Source organism: Wolbachia endosymbiont (group A) of Oxytorus armatus (assembly GCF_964027005.1).
Lineage (GTDB): Bacteria > Pseudomonadota > Alphaproteobacteria > Rickettsiales > Anaplasmataceae > Wolbachia > Wolbachia pipientis.
The window spans coordinates 912750-928269 of record NZ_OZ034719.1; the positions used below are offsets into that span (position 1 = coordinate 912750).

Below are 15520 nucleotides of genomic sequence, written 5' to 3' on the forward strand. Positions count from 1 at the left end.
AAAGTCCGTGTATAAAAAGCAATGAAAGCATTTCATGCGAGTTGTACTCTGTTAATGATCATTGGTTAGATAAGTATAAGGCATAGAAATTGTGCTATTTTTCCTATTCACAACTTCACTAATGATCGATCTCTCAATTGGAAAATGCAGTCTGCCTTTTCTGCAAGGAGATGATTGTGTGTTACTATAAGCATAGAGCTGTTATTTTCCTTTACGTATGAATGTAACAGTAAAAACACGTTAAAAGAATTTGTTGGATCTAAGTTTCCTGTTGGCTCATCTGCAAGTAAAAGCTTTGGAGAATTTACAATGCTTCTTGCAATTGCAACTCTCTGCCTTTCCCCACCCGAAACTTCAGATACCATGCTGCTTGCTTTGTTTTCCAGACCAAATTTTTCCAACATTGCTTGCGAATTTTTTTTTGCTTCAGCTTTGCTTTTTCCTGCAATGAGTTGAGGAAGCATAATATTTTCCAACACCGATAACTCTTGTAACAAATAGTGAAATTGATAAACAAAACTAAGAAAATTTCTTCTTACATGAGTTTTATGCTTATTACTGGCTTGTGTGCAATTTATTCCATCTATCGTAACTATACCTGAAGTTGGCTTGTCCAACAAGCCTGCGATTTGCAATATAGTTGTTTTCCCTGCACCTGAATCGCCAATCAGCGCTACTACTTGCCCTCTTGTGACACTTAAGTTGATATCCTTTACAACAGCAGAATTGTTCTTGAAGCTTTTATCTACGGAAGTTAGTTCTAGTGCTACATTACCACCCATGTTTAAAAGATCCAGAAGGCATCTAAGTTTTAGTAATAATTAAACCGAAAAACTGTTACCACAACCACATTGAGACTTAGCAAAGGCATTCTTTATTTGAAAACCAGAACCACTGAGATCCTCAGTATAATCTATAACTGAGTTATTTAAAAATTTTGCTGAACAATTATCAACCATTAATACAGGATTACCATTTTCATCATTAATTACTATATCTTTACCTTTTTCGCTAAAACTGGAATGGCTTCTATAGTCCTCGCTTTCTTCATAATCATCATCTTCGTCTTCGTCATCAAACTCATCATCGTAATCATCATCTTCATCATCCAAAGATAGATTTTTATTCATTTGATCCATAAGAAAATTGTATTTGAAGCCAGAACATCCACCGCCTGAAACTGCAACCCGTAAAACGGAACTCTTATCTCCTTCCTGCTCTGCAAGAGAGTGGATTTTTTTTAGTGCATTATCAGTTAAGTTGATGTTGTAATTTGTTGACATAGTAACCACCGTTTATTATTGATAACTTATTATAGTAGAAATTTTACATGTCAAACAATAATTTTCTATTAAATTATGCATGTTTTCCAAGCAAAACAAAAGGGAGATACTTCAAAGAGCCAGAAGATGAGAATCGCAGCTGCTTTCAGCGTGATAGGGACCGTATCATTCACTCTAATGCGTTTAGAAAATTGGAGTACAAAACACAAGTTTTTATCAATTATGAGCACGACTACTATCGCACTCGGCTTACTCATAGCCTTGAAGTTGCACAAATTGCAAGGTCCATTGCGCGTAGACTTGGCTTAAATGAGGATATCACTGAATGCATAGCGCTTGCACATGACCTTGGTCATCCTCCATTTGGTCATGCAGGTGAAGATGCTCTAAAGAAATCAATTCAAGATTTGAATCTTGATAACGAGAAGTATGAGTTTGATCATAATGTTCAAGCTATAAGGATTTTAACTTATCTTGAACAAAAACATTCTGATTTTGATGGTATGAATCTAAGTTGGGAGGTGATTGAAGGAGTTGCAAAACATAACGGTCCCTTGCTTGGTCAAAACGCGGAGTCTTCTACAAGTAATCAGCTGTTATTAGAATACAACAAAAAATATGATCTAAAACTTGAAGAATTTTCAAGCATTGAAGCGCAAGTTGCTTCAATTGCCGATGATATTGCTTACAGTGTTCACGATCTTGATGATGCACTCAGGGCGAATTTAGTAACCATCGAAGATTTGCTGAATGTTCCTTTAATTGAAAAAATGTTTAAAGACATAAGGAGCAGATATTCAGAATTGCCTCAGAGCAAACTCATACATGAATCACTGAGTGGAACTATAGGAACTATGATAAGTGATGTTGTTTCTCAGACTGAAAGAAATATTGAAGATCACAAAATAAAAAGCGTAGAAGACGTAAGAAGTCTAAATAAAATGCTAGTCACATTTTCACCAGAAGTTGCGAATGCTACAAAAGAAATGAAAAGATTCAACATGGAGAAAATATACAGAAGCTATAAACTGAGTAGAACGATGAACAAAGCAAAACGCATAATACAGGAACTCTTTCAATGTTTTTATGAAAACCCAGGATTACTTCCCACAGAGTGGAGCAAACTCGCTTGTGAATCTCAGCGTTCAGTAATAATATGTGACTATATCTCAGGTATGACAGATAGATTTGCTATACACGAGCACAGAAGAATTTTTGATACCTCATACGAAATGACTTCTTTCTAATGACTGATGATCATTTCATGTCAATTGCATTAAGGCTTGCAGAAAAAAATCTTGGAAATGTTGCACCAAATCCTGCTGTCGGGTGTGTTATTGTAAAGGATGGTACAATTGTTAGTGAGGGATACACAGGGATTGGTGGGCGTCCGCATGCGGAGGTAGTCGCTTTGCAAAACGCTAAAGATTCAACTCATGGCGCAACTATATATATCACTCTTGAGCCATGTTGTCATCACGGAGTCACGGGGCCTTGCACTGCAAAAATCATAAAAGCTAGCATAAAAAGAGTAGTAATTGCAACTATTGACCCAGATAGTAGAGTTTCAGGCAGAGGCATGAAAGCTCTGAAAGAAGCAGGAATTGAAGTTGAGCAAGGTATTATGCAAAAAGAGGCAAAAGAACTGAATGTCGGTTTTTTCACCACTAAAGAATTACATAGACCATTTATAGCTTGCAAAGTCGCAACAACTCTTGACGGAAAAATCGCAACATTTACAGGCGATAGCAAATGGATAACAAGTGAAAATACGAGAAACTGGGTGCATGAGCTCAGAACGAAATATGATGCAATTATGATTGGCAGCAATACTCTTATTAATGATGATCCACTCTTAACTTGCAGATTACCAGGACTCGGAGGTAGATCGCCAATAAGGCTAATTATAGATAGTCAAGGGAGATTAAAGGAAGAGCATAACATTGCAAAGACTGCAGACAAAGTAATAACTTGGGTCATCACAAATAAAGAAGTAGAGAAAAAAATAAAAAACATTAACTACTTAGTAGTTAATTCAAGCAACGCAGGTAAGGTTTGCCTAAAGGACATGGCATTAAAACTTGTTTCAGAAATTGGTATAACAAGATTATTAGTTGAAGGTGGAGGAGTGTTAATCACAGAACTATTAAAGTGTAATTTAATCGACAGGTTGATAATATGCCGCAGTGGTAAAATTTTAGGCAATGATGCCACTCCTTTTGTAGGAGATTTAGGGATTCAATTCATTAACAACTGTTATCAGTTTAAAAAAACAAAGATAATAGAGTTTAGTGAGGATATAGTTGAGGTTTGGGATAGGTCGTCATAATCCTTACATACTCAAACAGTAAAAAAAAGGTATCCGTTCAGCGGAGCGGTAAAATAAAAAGTAGACAAGGAGTGCTAAAAACATAATATCACAAGTAGTATGTGTGGTAAATATGTCTGATCTACTAGCTAGTCTTCTCAAGCTCTGTGAAAGCTTTAAAATAGAGATAGAGCAACTAAAAGCAGAGATAAAGAGGTTAGAGATAGAAAACGAAAATTTTAGATCTGAGAATAAGGCGCTAAGAATCGAAAATGCTGAATTGAAAGAAAGACTAGGTCTGAATTCACAAAATTCATCGATACCGAGCTCAAAAGAGTTATACAAGCTAAAGAAGAAAAAGAAAAAAAGTGACAGGAAAATAGGGGCACAGATTGGGCATGAAGGAAAGTATCGCCCTAAAATGGAAGCAGATGAAGTGGTGAAAATAGAGTTCTTGCGAGTGCGGAGGAGAAATTGCGATATCGAAAGAGCCATACATTCATCAAAAAGTTGATTTGCCAGCTTATGTTGTGGAATACCAATGGCCGCTGTTGCAAGTGTGGAAAAAGAAAAAGTAGCAGGCTACCAGAAGGTGTTACTGCGGATACATTTGGTCCAAAAGTTAAGTCAACAATTGCGGCGCTGAGCGGATTTTACAAGAACTCGAAAAGAGAAGTAGCAAATATTATAAAAAATATTTTCAACCTGGACATCAGTGTTGGTAGCGTGTCAAATAGCGAGGCTAGAGTTGCAGAAAAATGCCAAGAAGCATATGAGCAAATCGAGCAAGAAGTAAGTAAAAGTGAAGTTCTGCATATCGATGAAACGAGCCATTATAACAAAGGTAAACTTGGTTGGTGCTGGATGTTTGCCAGTAATACAGCAAGTTTTATAAAATTGACAGAGTCAAGAGGAATGAAGGTTTTACAAAATAGTAAGTTCTGCAATCGCAATAGCTTACGACAGGTACGCAGCATACAACTACTTTGCCGATAAGAACAGGCAAATCTGTTGGGCACATTTATCAAGAGATTTTGAAAGATTAGCACATAGTTGAAGTTAAAGTTCTGGGCTGTTACTTAAGAAACGTAGCCACTGAATTATTTGCACTAAAAAAGGCCTTGCTAAAAAATGAGATAGATGTTTTTAGATTTACCAGACGTGCCAGAAAATTGCGAAAACGTACAAGGTATAGCTCTTTTTACAATAATCCGAACAGACCGTAATATGCTACTGGCCTGCTATAGCCATAAACACATATCTTATCGCATTCGGACTATTATAAGAAAGGCTATATTACTTGAAGCCGTTTACCTGAAGCAATTGGAGCTTCTCGAGTTGCAAAAAATATTTTGAAATCTGAAAGAATAATGTGGAATTTTTTAGATGACCCAGAAAACATTCCGCTGACAAACAACCATGCTGAACAGCAGATACGGCATTATGTCGTTTATCGCAAAAATTCATATTTTACCCAATCGAAGCGGGGAACTTGAACGGATAATTTCATTATACTTGACATGGAAACAAATGGGCTTTCCAAAACCTCTTATCTATCATCTCTCACACCGCTTAGCTGAACGGATACAACCCAAGAAAGGTTTTTCTACGTCATACCGCCGCGGTATCTCAGCATAGATTCCGCTAACGAGTAGCGGAATGACGAATTTGTTGTTTTTCAAATTGTAGGTAAACCTAAGCCACTTTAGCTATATAGGGTCACAACAATAGATTTTTAAGATCGGTTACGGCCTTCTTAATATCTTCAGCCTTGAATATCGCCGATCCCGCAACTAAAATATCAGCACCTGCTTTTATTATATCAGCTGCGTTAGAAAAGTTAATTCCACCATCTACTGAAATTTGTGTTTTAAGATTACGCTCCTGTATCATTTTTTTTATAGTAGATATCTTGTTCAACTGTGAATGAATAAATTCCTGCCCTCCAAAGCCAGGGTTGACTGTCATAATCAGCACAATATCTAGCTCATGTATTATGTATTCAAGCACACTTGGAGAAGTTGAAGGAACAATTGAAACTCCAACTTGAATCGGTTTTTTTTCGTCGTTTACATTTTTGTATGACTTTATCTTTCTTATCAACCTCTCAAGGTGTATCTCTGCTTCTGCATGTACAGTGATAATATCAGCACCAGCATTTATAAAGCTTTCAATGTGGTTACCAGGAGATTTGACCATTAAATGCACATCAAAAGGAAGATTGCTATATTTACGTATTGCAGAAACAACGCTAGGACCAATTGTAATATTTGGAACGAAATTCCCATCCATAACGTCTATGTGTATGTAATCCACACCTAAATCGCTAATTTTTCTTACTTCTTCCCCTAATTTTGCAAAATCTGCTGAAAGTATAGAAGGTGCAATTTTAATACTCATGAGCTGCCTTTTTTGCTAAAAAATAACTTATTTTTAAAACTCTGTCACCCTAAGCACCATCTGAGTAGCTAGAGACCGATATCGGTATGCCTATTTAACTAGATCTTAAATTAGATAAAAAAAGGTAGTCTTGATAAAACTTATTTACAGCAAGTTTTTTTACATTTGGACTTTCTGTTTGTTCTTTTTTGTACCCTAATTTATAGCTTATTGAATCCTTATATGAACTGATCGTTTTGTATGCTTTGTTCATCTCTCTAGGAAAGATGCCGTTAGCAATTACGACGCATAACCCTGTAGCTGTTGCAAAAGCTAGAGTGGTAAATGCTAGATTTTGTAAAAAATTCCTTCCACTAACTTTTTTTTCCTGTATATTAGCAGAGTGCTGTTTGTTTGACACTTCTTCTAGATATTCATACCATATGTGATTGCAGTTCGTACATTTTACCTTTCTTCCAGATGCACCTATTTGCTCGTGAGATACTAAATAAGTCTTAGTACAATTATAACATTGTATTTTCATAGTACTTACGTATAAAGTAGTAACAAGCCCAAATGATACGAGCTACAAATTTAATATCAATATATATATAACAAATGGAAGGTTTGCAACTAAAAAAAGCACAGAGTGAGATAGAAGATATTTGGAAAAATAGAGAAAAATTTAATGACTGTAATCTAAAGAAAACAGCAAGAATAGCAATTAAAGAGGTAATTGAGCTCCTTGATAGTGGCAAAATTAGAGTAGCAGAAAAGCTATCAAGTGGAGAATGGGTAGTACATAAGTGGATAAAGCAGGCAATATTATTACATTTTCTCACCGAAGAAAATAAAATAATAGATAATACTAATTGCTGGTTTGATAAGATCGGTAACAAGTTTAGTGAATGGAATGAGGAGAAATTTCGCCGGTTAAAAATTAGAGTAGTTCCTGGGTGTTTTGTTCGCCGATCTGCTTATATAGGTACAAATGTTGTTCTAATGCCAAGTTTTATCAACGTTGGTGCATATGTTGATTCAGGAACAATGATAGATACCTGGTCAACGATTGGTAGCTGTGCGCAAATAGGAAAAAACTGTCATATTTCCGGTGGAGTGGGAATAGGTGGAGTTCTTGAGCCTATTCAAGCTTCACCTGTCATTATAGAAGATAATTGCTTTATTGGAGCACGTAGCGAAGTGGCCGAGGGTGTGGTAGTGAGAGAAGGATCAGTCCTTGGCATAGGTGTGTTTATTGGGGCATCAACAAAGATTATTGATAGAGAAACTAGCAAGGTATTTTACGGCGAAGTGCCACCTTATTCTGTAGTGGTACCAGGGTCTATTCCATCTAAAAATAATATTTCAACCTATTGTGCAGTCATAGTAAAAAAAGTGGATGAAAAGACGAGATCGAAAATCTCTATAAATGAAATATTGAGGGATTAAACTATCTTACTCCTTGTCGTCACTTTTTTTATCATTATTACTAACCACAGTAATGGCATACGCGCATAACTCTGAGAAAGAGACTCCATTTTCTTGAGATAGTTTATATAATTTTTGTAGACTTTCTTTTACTTTATTAGGAATATTCCCTCCACGTTCTTTTACAAGCCAGGAATCTTGATGATGAATTGGATGAGCATCACTTTTTGGATTTCCTATGTATATTGCAAAAGGTGAACTTTGTCCTTTGAAGTCACATTGTACAGTAAATTTTTTTATAGATTCAGCCATCTAAAGACCTCTACTTTTCTTTTTGGTCGATTTTATAGCAGGTGGAAGAGGTGGTTTCTTTATAAAATCTTGTCTATTGACAACACTTTCTCTACCTTCCAAAGCTCGGCGAACATCAGCTCTGCTTAATTGCGACTCTTTTGCTACCTTCATTCCATGCTTTGCCATAATATTAGCATATGCTAGTACTTTTTTTACCAATGCTAGATCACCATCTAGCATTTGAACTAGCACTTGAAACACTTCCGCTAAAGTTAGCCCATCAGCATTTATAACCTTGTTTTCTATAAAATTGACAGCTTCTTCAAATTTGTATTCAATACTATCATCTTGAGCTATAAGGGCAACATAATCGGTGTTTTTGTCGTCCATAACTGAAGCACTATTACTCACAAACTTAAGTGTATACTATATATAAATACTCTACTATTTTATATTATAGCACGCTATAGTTAAACATTTATTAATAACATGCTCACTTATATACACGAATTAATTGACAAAAGTCAAGGATCAATATCCATCAGTGATTTCATGAATGCCGTTTTGTACCATGAAAAATACGGCTATTATACAAGTAAATTACCGCTTGGTAAGGATGGTGATTTTACTACCGCACCTGAGATCAGCCAATTATTTGGTGAAGTAATTGCAGTTTGGATAATGCATACATGGGAAAAATTAGGAAAGCCATCAAAATTTTCTCTAGTTGAACTTGGGCCAGGCAAAGGAACACTCATTCACGATATAATAAGAGTCACTAAAAAATACAGCAGCTTTTTTAATTCAATGTTGATCCACTTAGTTGAAATAAGCCCTACTTTACGGAAGATACAAAAGGAAAAATTAAAAAGCTTAGATGTTAATTGGCACAAAAATATTGACAACCTACCAGAACAACCAACCATTTTTTTAGCAAATGAGTTCTTTGACGCTCTTCCGATAGATCAGTTTGTATATCATGATGAGGGGTGGTATGAAAATATGGTGACAAAACAAGATGATGGCAGTCTCTTGGTGTCATGCCAGTGCGTGACACTGGAATCCAGAAAAAAAGAATCATGGATTCCAGTGTCAGCTACTCAGATGACAAATGGAAAATTTTTTAATGGTGCAGTGGTGGAAATATGTTCAGTTGGGGTTGAAATATTAAAAAAACTTGAGAAGAAGATATATAATAATAAAGGAGCTGCTTTGATTGTAGATTACGGTTATGTATACCCCGCATATAAGAGCACTTTGCAATCGATAAAACAACATAAGTATGCTAATTTTCTTGAGAATGTTGGTAATAGTGATATTACCGCACTTGTAAACTTTCAAGCATTAAAAGATTCATTAAAACACGTAGATTGCGAGATTTTAACTCAAAGAGAATTTTTATATCTTTTTGGCATAAAAGAAAGAACCCTGGCTTTAATGAAAAGCGCAAGTGATGAACAAAAGAATAGGATCTTTAGTGAATTCTTAAGGTTGACTGAAAATATGGGCACTCTTTTTAAAGCAATGCTATTGATATAGCTAACCCAAGAAAGGTTTCCCTACATCATACCGCCGCAGCGCTAACGAGTAGCGGAATGACGAATTTGTTGTTTTTCAAATTGTAAGTAAACCTAAGCCACTTTAGCTATAGCATAGCTAAAGTAATTTATGTTATTGGGTAAGTTAAAAATATGATATAAATAAGATAGGAGGGAGCTACTCACTATAGGAATAGAGTTGTGCACGACCCACAACTGTACGAACATTTGTTTGCGAAGAAATGTTATAGCTGGTTTTGCCTCAAACACAAAGATGTCATACGAGTAGCTGACTACTTGGATCCAGCCTTTCCATCCAAGACGGCAGTGCCCAGACACTGGAATAACAGCAGTCCTACGTCATACCGCCGCGGTATCTCTAGATCCCGCTAACAAGCAGCGGGATGACGGTTGTCTCCTAGCTGTCATCCCAGTACTGGTAGACTCAAATCACAATGCTCGTATAGCTGCAACCCTGGAGGTACTGTTTCTCACCCACTGGAGATATTGCACGGTACTATCTACTTGATCATCGTGTCGAGTTTCAGGAAACATTAAAATCTCATACTCAAAATCGTTCAGCCATACTGCTTGATGTGGCAGAAAAACCTTGCCAGACTCTATCATCGGAGCAATCCGGTGGAATCGAGTGAGCTTGTCATCATGTGGCACTATTTCAATAATCGGTAAATCACTGTTTGTCTTTAGCTCTTGCACCAATTGTTGACCACTTGTTTTTGCTTCGATTAAAATTGCGTGTGGCGTCCATCTTGCAGCTAGTGACAAAACCTGTTCTTTAAGCTTTGGATACTCAAGCTTTGCGCGATATACGTCGAGTAAATAGAATTTATTATCTATTTTTGCCCAGGTGGTGCAGACACTAAAGTTGCTCATGTTACTTGTTGAAACCGCAGTATCCCAACTTTGTGTTATATGCGAGAGATTATCAGGAAATTTTTTATAGCGTTTCAACCACTCTGGTTTAATTATACCACTTGAAAGCGGCAGAGGGTTTTGTTGATATTGAGCAGCAAAAGCGTAACTCCCAAGTTCAGCTTTTATTATCTCAACTTCTTCTTTTCCTCCATCGAGGGGATATAACAACTGACCTTCTTCTCTTGAATATAATATCCTTACAGGTGACGCTGGTTTATTATATAATCGCCTGGTCGCACAGTGCTGAGCTACTCGGATGATAGGAACGGGAGGTATTGGCTTTTTGATTGAATAAATAACCTGCTTATTTTCAGAAATCATTGGCAAACAAATATGATGCCATATGTTTTTTGGCTTGGAGAGAAGGTGTCCAGTTAAGTCCTCCTGGTGTAGCCTGTGCATTACAAGAACGATGACTCCTTTTTTTCTATCGTTCAGCCTGGTTACTAAAGTCTGATCAAACCAGTTTGTGGCACGCTTTCTAAGCGTTTCACTCAAAGCTTGAGCAGAACTGAGCGGATCGTCCACAATGATAAAATCACCACCTTCACCAGTTAGTGTTCCACCAACTGATGTTGCGATTCTGTATCCTCTCTGCACTGTTTGAAATTTATATTTTGTATTCTGGTCTTTGGATAGTTCTATCTCTGGAAATAGCGCTCTATACCAACTAGACTGCATCACGCACCTGGTGTCGAGCGAGTGCTTTTCGCTGAGCCGCTGAGAATAACTTGCAACTATTATTCTCGCAGTTGGTTGGTTTCCCAGTATCCATGCGGGCCACGCAACGCTTATGCACATGGACTTCATCGAGCGCGGAGGCATATTGAATGTTATTCGTTTCACTTCACCAGCGCTCGCTGCTTCCAGCCTGTCTGCTATGACTTTTACATACTGATAATCGTTATACTCACACCCCGGCACTACCGTTTGAAAGCACAGTTCAATGAATTTTAGAAAGTTCATGATATAATGTTGAAACCAGCGCGTAACGCTGGGATGACAGAAAAAGGAGCACTGACCCTTTATGGTCTCTTAAATTGCAATTACAAATGTTAAGAAATTTACCAAATAAAAAAAAGGCAAAAGAAGCCCTGGGGTTATTATCCGCTTTAAAATATTGGCGTTTTTTATGTTTTAAACGCTTGACAAGCGAGATTCAGCCGCTTTTAATTGCAACTAACTTACGCTGCAAATGTTTAAGAAATTTACTAAGCAGAAAAAAAGACAAAGAATCCCCGAGTTAGCTAGTCTTTTACTATCTCTGTCGAGTATTGGCATTTTTTGATGTCTTGTAACGCTTTATAAGCGCGTTCAGCTTATTTAGATAAAAATCTAGATGTAGATGAAGTTTTGTAAAGACATACAGTATCTATATACTGCAAAAAATTGAACATAAGACGCCGATACATTAAGTAATCCTTACCTTTTAATCTGCAGATTGGCGAAAGCAAATACAATAGCTTCACTATCATGATAAGGGCGCTGGCGAAGGGTGTCAAGTAAGTTTTTTCGTTTCTATTCCCAATAAAAGTTCGTTATATGGTTATGCAAGAAGTTTAATACTCATAGTTTCAAGCATATACTGAAATATTTCATTAGCTATAGCAACATCTTGGCGTGGGGCTTTGCCGTGTTCTATAAACACAGAGATTGCATAGCGCGGGTTATGGTAAGGGCCATAAGCGATAAATAACTTATGACTTTCACCCTTAGAGTTTATCTCTGGTGTACCGGTTTTACCGGCAATTTGTATACCGCTTAGCCCTTTCTTATAGGTTCCAGTTTTAGAATTCACCACATCAAACATAGCTTTTCGAACTATGCTAAGATGCTCACAATCCACATCAATATCGGGAAAATCTTGTATCGTTTCATTCATCTTAATGCGGGGAATTACCTCTTTTCCTGTTGCAATCCTCGCTGCAAGAACTGCAAGCTGTAGTGGTGTTGTAAGCATATACCCTTGTCCTATAACTAAGTTGATAGTGTCACCTAAATACCACTGCGAATATAGCTTTCGTGTACGCCAATCTCTATCTGGCAACAACCCTGGAGCTTCTTCTTTAAACGTTCCAATCAGTGGCCCACTTCCAATACCAAATTTTCTGGCCATTTCTACTAGAGAGTCTACACTTATTTTTTTCCCTATATTATAAAAGTAAGTGTTGCATGATAATGCCATTGCTTCATTTAAAGATACATATCCATGGACTTTGCTTTTCAGGCAACGAAATTTCCGCTCACCTATTTTCATATAGCCCTTACACGAGAATTTTTCTTCTGGTGTGATTATTCCGTCTTTTAAACCCGCAAGCGCAACTATTACTTTAAATATTGAACCAGGTGGAATTTGATATGATAACGCACGATTCACGAGCGGCAATGAAGGAGCATTCAAGCTCTCCCAAGTCTCATTTGATAGCCTGCTAGCAAAAAGATTATTATCGTAAGAAGGTGAATTATATAATGCTAAAATTTCTCCATTATTTACATCAATTACCACTGCGGAGCCTTGGTGATCTTTAAATACCTCTGCGGTTTTCTCTTGCAGATTAATATCAATTGTCAGTTGTACATCTTGTCCGTCTTGTTGTGGTATGCTTGATAATTCTTTTATGACGCGTTTTTTAGAATTTATTTCCTGCTCAGATTTTCCTGACTTGCCTTTCAATATATGATCATATGTATATTCAATACCGCTGATTCCTACTTCGCTTATGCCTTGCTGTCTTTTTGTATATCCGATTACATGAGAACACATTGAACCAAACGGGTAATAACGTTTATAAAGAGCAGTTATTTTTTCTGACGATTTTGCTATCTTAGACTCGACTTCTGATAATGTCTGCAAATCAACTTCCTTACCAGAACCATCAAACAAAACAACATACGAAATTTTGTTTACCGCAAGTTCAATGCTATTCCTATCTAAAATTTTGCCCCGCTTAGGCATAATAGTAGCAACTCTTATTCTATTACTATTAGATAGTGCTTCGTACTTTTGTCTGTTTCGTATTTGTAAATTATATAACCTGCAACTAAAAACCGCAGAAATGGTAAGCTGAATACCACCTAATATGAATGCTCTGCGGTTAAAGACTTTGTTTTTTGTCCACATAACATTCCTTCAAAACACACTTTTTTCCCCTCTTTTATTGTTACACTTCTGGCTTTTACCGTATTACAAACCCTTTTTTCCCACTCACTTAAGGTCACAAACTTATAACCTGATTTTTTTAGTATTTTAATAATATGAGGTAAAGCTTCAATTGTGTTTGACCTGTTATTGTGATCATGAAACAGTATAACTGCTCCATTATGTACATTACTTAAAACTCTTTCAACTAAAGTTTCTGGCTTATCACCTTGCCAATCTAGCGAATCAACTGTCCATAATATTGAATACATATTTAATTGATCAGTATTTTCAATCAGATTATCGTCATAACATCCATATGGCGGACGAAACCATTTTACATCTTGTTTTATTGCATTTTTAATTGCTGTATTTGTCTTTTCCAATTCTTGCAATTGTTCCTCACTTGAAAGTGATGTCAACTTCCTATGCGACCAAGAGTGATTGCCTAACTCATGACCTGATTCATGAATTTTCTTTACTATTTCAGACGTTTTTTCATTTATACGTTCACCAAGCACAAAAAATGTTGCTTTTGCTTCATAGCTTTCCAGAACATTAATAATATCGTTTACTCTATTGTTAGACGGTCCATCATCAAACGTAAGCGCAACAAACTTATCGTCGTTATTCAATAATTTTTTTATATTACTTAAATTTCTATATGATAGATCTAGATTACAACTGAGCCCACAGTATGGTAAATTAAAATTACAATCACTACAAAAAGCCGTACTTGAATATAGTAAGAAAAAAGTGATTATCCTTATAAACATTTGTAATCAGCAAAGTGATAGAATACTACACTTTTTTGCTAAGTTAAGCCATCTTTAATTGCTGTAGCCTTTACTTCATCGCTTCTTTAATATATTGTATTAACAATTTTATATAATATATTATGATTGCAAATATAAATACCGTTGCGCTTCAGGGAATTAGCACAGTAAATGTCAATGCACAAATTCATATGGCAAATGGTATTCCAGCTTTTAAAGCAACAAGGATAACATTGCAAATTTAGAGTTCAAAAGGGTTATTCCTCGAGAACTATTGCGTCAGAAAGCTGGCGCTGAATTTGTATATAATGTTGACCTTGGAGGTTTTTATGAATAATAGTGAGAGAAAAGAAAAATTGGAAACTCGTATTCTATCAAGCAGAGGCAGGTCTTTATTGGATCACGAGCTACTAGAACGTACTCTGTCTGGATATGCAGAAGGAAGAGAAGTTGCCAAAAGGCTAATGGAGCTCTTTAGTAGTTTAGGAAGGGTAATTAATGCTGATTTTCATGAGCTAAAAAATGTTACAGGAATGAATGATGGAGCAATAGCAAGTATCTTTTGTCTGAAAGAGATTTTTGATAGGATATTGAAAGGCAAGTTAAAAAAGCTGTCGATTCTTGATAATAGAGAAGAGCTACTAAAATACTTTAAAGCAGCAATAGGGCAGTCACGAAAGGAAAGCTTACGAGTGGTATACTTAGATCGAGGTGGTCATTTAATATATGAGTATATTCAAGACTGTGGAACTATAGACAGAGTACCTCTGTATGTGAGGGAAATAATAAAACAGGGATTACTGATTGATGCAGCATCTGTTGCAATTTCACATAATCATCCAAGCGGAGATATAGAACCATCAAAGGAGGATGAGGATAACACACTCACATTAGCTGCAACCTGCGAAAATGTAGAAATGAAATTGATAGATCATATAATCGTAACACAGAAGAGCCACTTTAGTTTTTATGACAGTGGCTTATTGTAATCTGTAACCCGGAAGGAAAGTTCTCTAGCTTTCCTTCTTTTTTTCCACTTTATGAATTAAGAAATTCGCTGTAAGCTTAAACAAATAAAATTAGCAATGAAAGGTGGAATTAGGCAAAAAAATAAAGGAACTTAGGTTATACTGTGGTTTGACACAAACTGAATTAGGAAAAAGAATAGGTGTTTCATATAGACAGATACAAAGGTACGAAAATGGTTCGAATTACATTTTAGCCAGTAGACTATATGACTTAGCAAAAGCCCTATCGATAGATGTTGCTAACTTTTTTACTGATATGCACGCTGACTCACATGAAGCTTACGATGAAGAGGTGTTAAAGTTAGTCAAAGGATATAATGAAATTAAGAGCAAAAGGTTGCGTAGTGTAGTTTATATGTTAGTAAAATCTTTTTCTCAAAGTTACAATAAGAGTTAGTATTGCTTTAAAAA

At 36.2% G+C, this 15520-nt stretch carries 16 protein-coding genes and 1 pseudogene; 8 read left to right on the top strand and 9 right to left on the bottom strand.

Annotated features, from left to right (window positions below):
• Positions 1-107: 107 nt before the first annotated feature.
• Together AAGD79_RS04535 and AAGD79_RS04540 are read right to left on the bottom strand one after the other, a co-directional pair.
• Positions 108-782: an ABC transporter ATP-binding protein gene (locus AAGD79_RS04535; RefSeq protein ID WP_010962776.1), complete on the bottom strand. Its 675-nt coding sequence runs from the start codon at positions 780-782 to the stop codon at positions 108-110.
• A 39-nt stretch (positions 783-821) separates the two neighbouring features.
• Positions 822-1283, bottom strand: a complete 462-nt coding sequence (locus AAGD79_RS04540) for a HesB/IscA family protein (protein ID WP_164224387.1) — start codon at positions 1281-1283, stop codon at positions 822-824.
• 47 nt (positions 1284-1330) lie between these two features.
• On the opposite strand from AAGD79_RS04540, the gene AAGD79_RS04545 reads away from it, so the two are divergent.
• From AAGD79_RS04545 to tnpC, 3 genes and pseudogenes are all read left to right on the top strand, one after another.
• Positions 1331-2530, top strand: coding sequence for a deoxyguanosinetriphosphate triphosphohydrolase (locus AAGD79_RS04545; protein ID WP_341811192.1), 1200 nt, complete (start codon positions 1331-1333; stop codon positions 2528-2530).
• On the top strand, positions 2530-3612 hold the full coding sequence (gene ribD, locus AAGD79_RS04550; protein ID WP_265043116.1) for a bifunctional diaminohydroxyphosphoribosylaminopyrimidine deaminase/5-amino-6-(5-phosphoribosylamino)uracil reductase RibD: 1083 nt from the start codon (positions 2530-2532) through the stop codon (positions 3610-3612). Before AAGD79_RS04545 ends, ribD begins: the two co-directional genes overlap by 1 nt.
• Positions 3613-3724: 112 nt before the next feature.
• Positions 3725-5167, top strand: a pseudogene (tnpC, locus tag AAGD79_RS04555) (IS66 family transposase).
• Positions 5168-5310: 143 nt separating this feature from the next.
• Here the strand turns inward: tnpC and rpe are convergent.
• Together rpe and AAGD79_RS04565 are read right to left on the bottom strand one after the other, a co-directional pair.
• On the bottom strand, positions 5311-5991 hold the full coding sequence (gene rpe / locus AAGD79_RS04560; protein WP_264724025.1) for a ribulose-phosphate 3-epimerase: 681 nt from the start codon (positions 5989-5991) through the stop codon (positions 5311-5313).
• Positions 5992-6085: 94 nt separating this feature from the next.
• Complete coding sequence (locus AAGD79_RS04565; RefSeq protein ID WP_265043118.1) at positions 6086-6514, bottom strand: MJ0042-type zinc finger domain-containing protein; 429 nt, start codon at positions 6512-6514, stop codon at positions 6086-6088.
• A 74-nt stretch (positions 6515-6588) separates the two neighbouring features.
• On the opposite strand from AAGD79_RS04565, the gene dapD reads away from it, so the two are divergent.
• Positions 6589-7419, top strand: a complete 831-nt coding sequence (dapD, locus tag AAGD79_RS04570) for a 2,3,4,5-tetrahydropyridine-2,6-dicarboxylate N-succinyltransferase (RefSeq protein ID WP_265043120.1) — start codon at positions 6589-6591, stop codon at positions 7417-7419.
• A 6-nt stretch (positions 7420-7425) separates the two neighbouring features.
• Here dapD and AAGD79_RS04575 read toward each other — a convergent pair whose 3' ends face one another.
• Together AAGD79_RS04575 and AAGD79_RS04580 are read right to left on the bottom strand one after the other, a co-directional pair.
• On the bottom strand, positions 7426-7710 hold the full coding sequence (locus tag AAGD79_RS04575; RefSeq protein WP_010962783.1) for a DUF2610 domain-containing protein: 285 nt from the start codon (positions 7708-7710) through the stop codon (positions 7426-7428).
• Entirely contained in the window at positions 7711-8082 is a 372-nt protein-coding gene (locus AAGD79_RS04580; protein WP_077188297.1) for a hypothetical protein, read from the bottom strand.
• A gap of 99 nt (positions 8083-8181) precedes the next feature.
• On the opposite strand from AAGD79_RS04580, the gene AAGD79_RS04585 reads away from it, so the two are divergent.
• On the top strand, positions 8182-9231 hold the full coding sequence (locus tag AAGD79_RS04585; protein ID WP_182320464.1) for a class I SAM-dependent methyltransferase: 1050 nt from the start codon (positions 8182-8184) through the stop codon (positions 9229-9231).
• 449 nt (positions 9232-9680) lie between these two features.
• Here AAGD79_RS04585 and terL read toward each other — a convergent pair whose 3' ends face one another.
• The 3 genes from terL to AAGD79_RS04600 form a co-directional block, all read right to left on the bottom strand.
• Entirely contained in the window at positions 9681-11132 is a 1452-nt protein-coding gene (gene terL / locus AAGD79_RS04590; RefSeq protein WP_341811193.1) for a phage terminase large subunit, read from the bottom strand.
• Between the two features lie 580 nt (positions 11133-11712).
• Positions 11713-13287, bottom strand: coding sequence for a penicillin-binding transpeptidase domain-containing protein (locus tag AAGD79_RS04595; RefSeq protein WP_006280388.1), 1575 nt, complete (start codon positions 13285-13287; stop codon positions 11713-11715).
• Positions 13242-14081, bottom strand: coding sequence for a polysaccharide deacetylase family protein (locus AAGD79_RS04600; protein WP_010962787.1), 840 nt, complete (start codon positions 14079-14081; stop codon positions 13242-13244). The genes AAGD79_RS04595 and AAGD79_RS04600 overlap by 46 nt, the downstream gene beginning before the upstream one ends.
• Positions 14082-14203: 122 nt before the next feature.
• Between AAGD79_RS04600 and AAGD79_RS04605 the strand changes: the two genes are divergently transcribed.
• The 3 genes from AAGD79_RS04605 (at position 14204) to AAGD79_RS04615 (ending at position 15506) form a co-directional block, all read left to right on the top strand.
• On the top strand, positions 14204-14326 hold the full coding sequence (locus AAGD79_RS04605; RefSeq protein ID WP_341811194.1) for a hypothetical protein: 123 nt from the start codon (positions 14204-14206) through the stop codon (positions 14324-14326).
• 84 nt (positions 14327-14410) lie between these two features.
• Complete coding sequence (locus AAGD79_RS04610; RefSeq protein WP_341811195.1) at positions 14411-15070, top strand: RadC family protein; 660 nt, start codon at positions 14411-14413, stop codon at positions 15068-15070.
• Positions 15071-15173: 103 nt separating this feature from the next.
• Entirely contained in the window at positions 15174-15506 is a 333-nt protein-coding gene (locus AAGD79_RS04615) for a helix-turn-helix domain-containing protein (protein WP_182309485.1), read from the top strand.
• The last annotated feature ends 14 nt before the right edge of the window (positions 15507-15520 follow it).

Excerpts from the sequence above, each read along its gene's own strand:
- AAGD79_RS04605 (WP_341811194.1), top strand. The coding sequence starts at position 14,204 with ATGATTGCAAATATAAATACCGTTGCGCTTCAGGGAATTAGCACAGTA.
- AAGD79_RS04540 (WP_164224387.1), bottom strand. The coding sequence starts at position 1,283 with ATGTCAACAAATTACAACATCAACTTAACTGATAATGCACTAAAAAAA.
- AAGD79_RS04600 (WP_010962787.1), bottom strand. The coding sequence starts at position 14,081 with ATGTTTATAAGGATAATCACTTTTTTCTTACTATATTCAAGTACGGCT.
- rpe (WP_264724025.1), bottom strand. The coding sequence starts at position 5,991 with ATGAGTATTAAAATTGCACCTTCTATACTTTCAGCAGATTTTGCAAAA.
- AAGD79_RS04595 (WP_006280388.1), bottom strand. The coding sequence starts at position 13,287 with ATGTGGACAAAAAACAAAGTCTTTAACCGCAGAGCATTCATATTAGGT.
- dapD (WP_265043120.1), top strand. The coding sequence starts at position 6,589 with ATGGAAGGTTTGCAACTAAAAAAAGCACAGAGTGAGATAGAAGATATT.
- AAGD79_RS04585 (WP_182320464.1), top strand. The coding sequence starts at position 8,182 with ATGCTCACTTATATACACGAATTAATTGACAAAAGTCAAGGATCAATA.
- AAGD79_RS04545 (WP_341811192.1), top strand. The coding sequence starts at position 1,331 with ATGTCAAACAATAATTTTCTATTAAATTATGCATGTTTTCCAAGCAAA.
- AAGD79_RS04535 (WP_010962776.1), bottom strand. The coding sequence starts at position 782 with ATGGGTGGTAATGTAGCACTAGAACTAACTTCCGTAGATAAAAGCTTC.
- AAGD79_RS04575 (WP_010962783.1), bottom strand. The coding sequence starts at position 7,710 with ATGGCTGAATCTATAAAAAAATTTACTGTACAATGTGACTTCAAAGGA.
- terL (WP_341811193.1), bottom strand. The coding sequence starts at position 11,132 with ATGAACTTTCTAAAATTCATTGAACTGTGCTTTCAAACGGTAGTGCCG.
- ribD (WP_265043116.1), top strand. The coding sequence starts at position 2,530 with ATGACTGATGATCATTTCATGTCAATTGCATTAAGGCTTGCAGAAAAA.
- AAGD79_RS04580 (WP_077188297.1), bottom strand. The coding sequence starts at position 8,082 with ATGGACGACAAAAACACCGATTATGTTGCCCTTATAGCTCAAGATGAT.
- AAGD79_RS04610 (WP_341811195.1), top strand. The coding sequence starts at position 14,411 with ATGAATAATAGTGAGAGAAAAGAAAAATTGGAAACTCGTATTCTATCA.
- AAGD79_RS04565 (WP_265043118.1), bottom strand. The coding sequence starts at position 6,514 with ATGAAAATACAATGTTATAATTGTACTAAGACTTATTTAGTATCTCAC.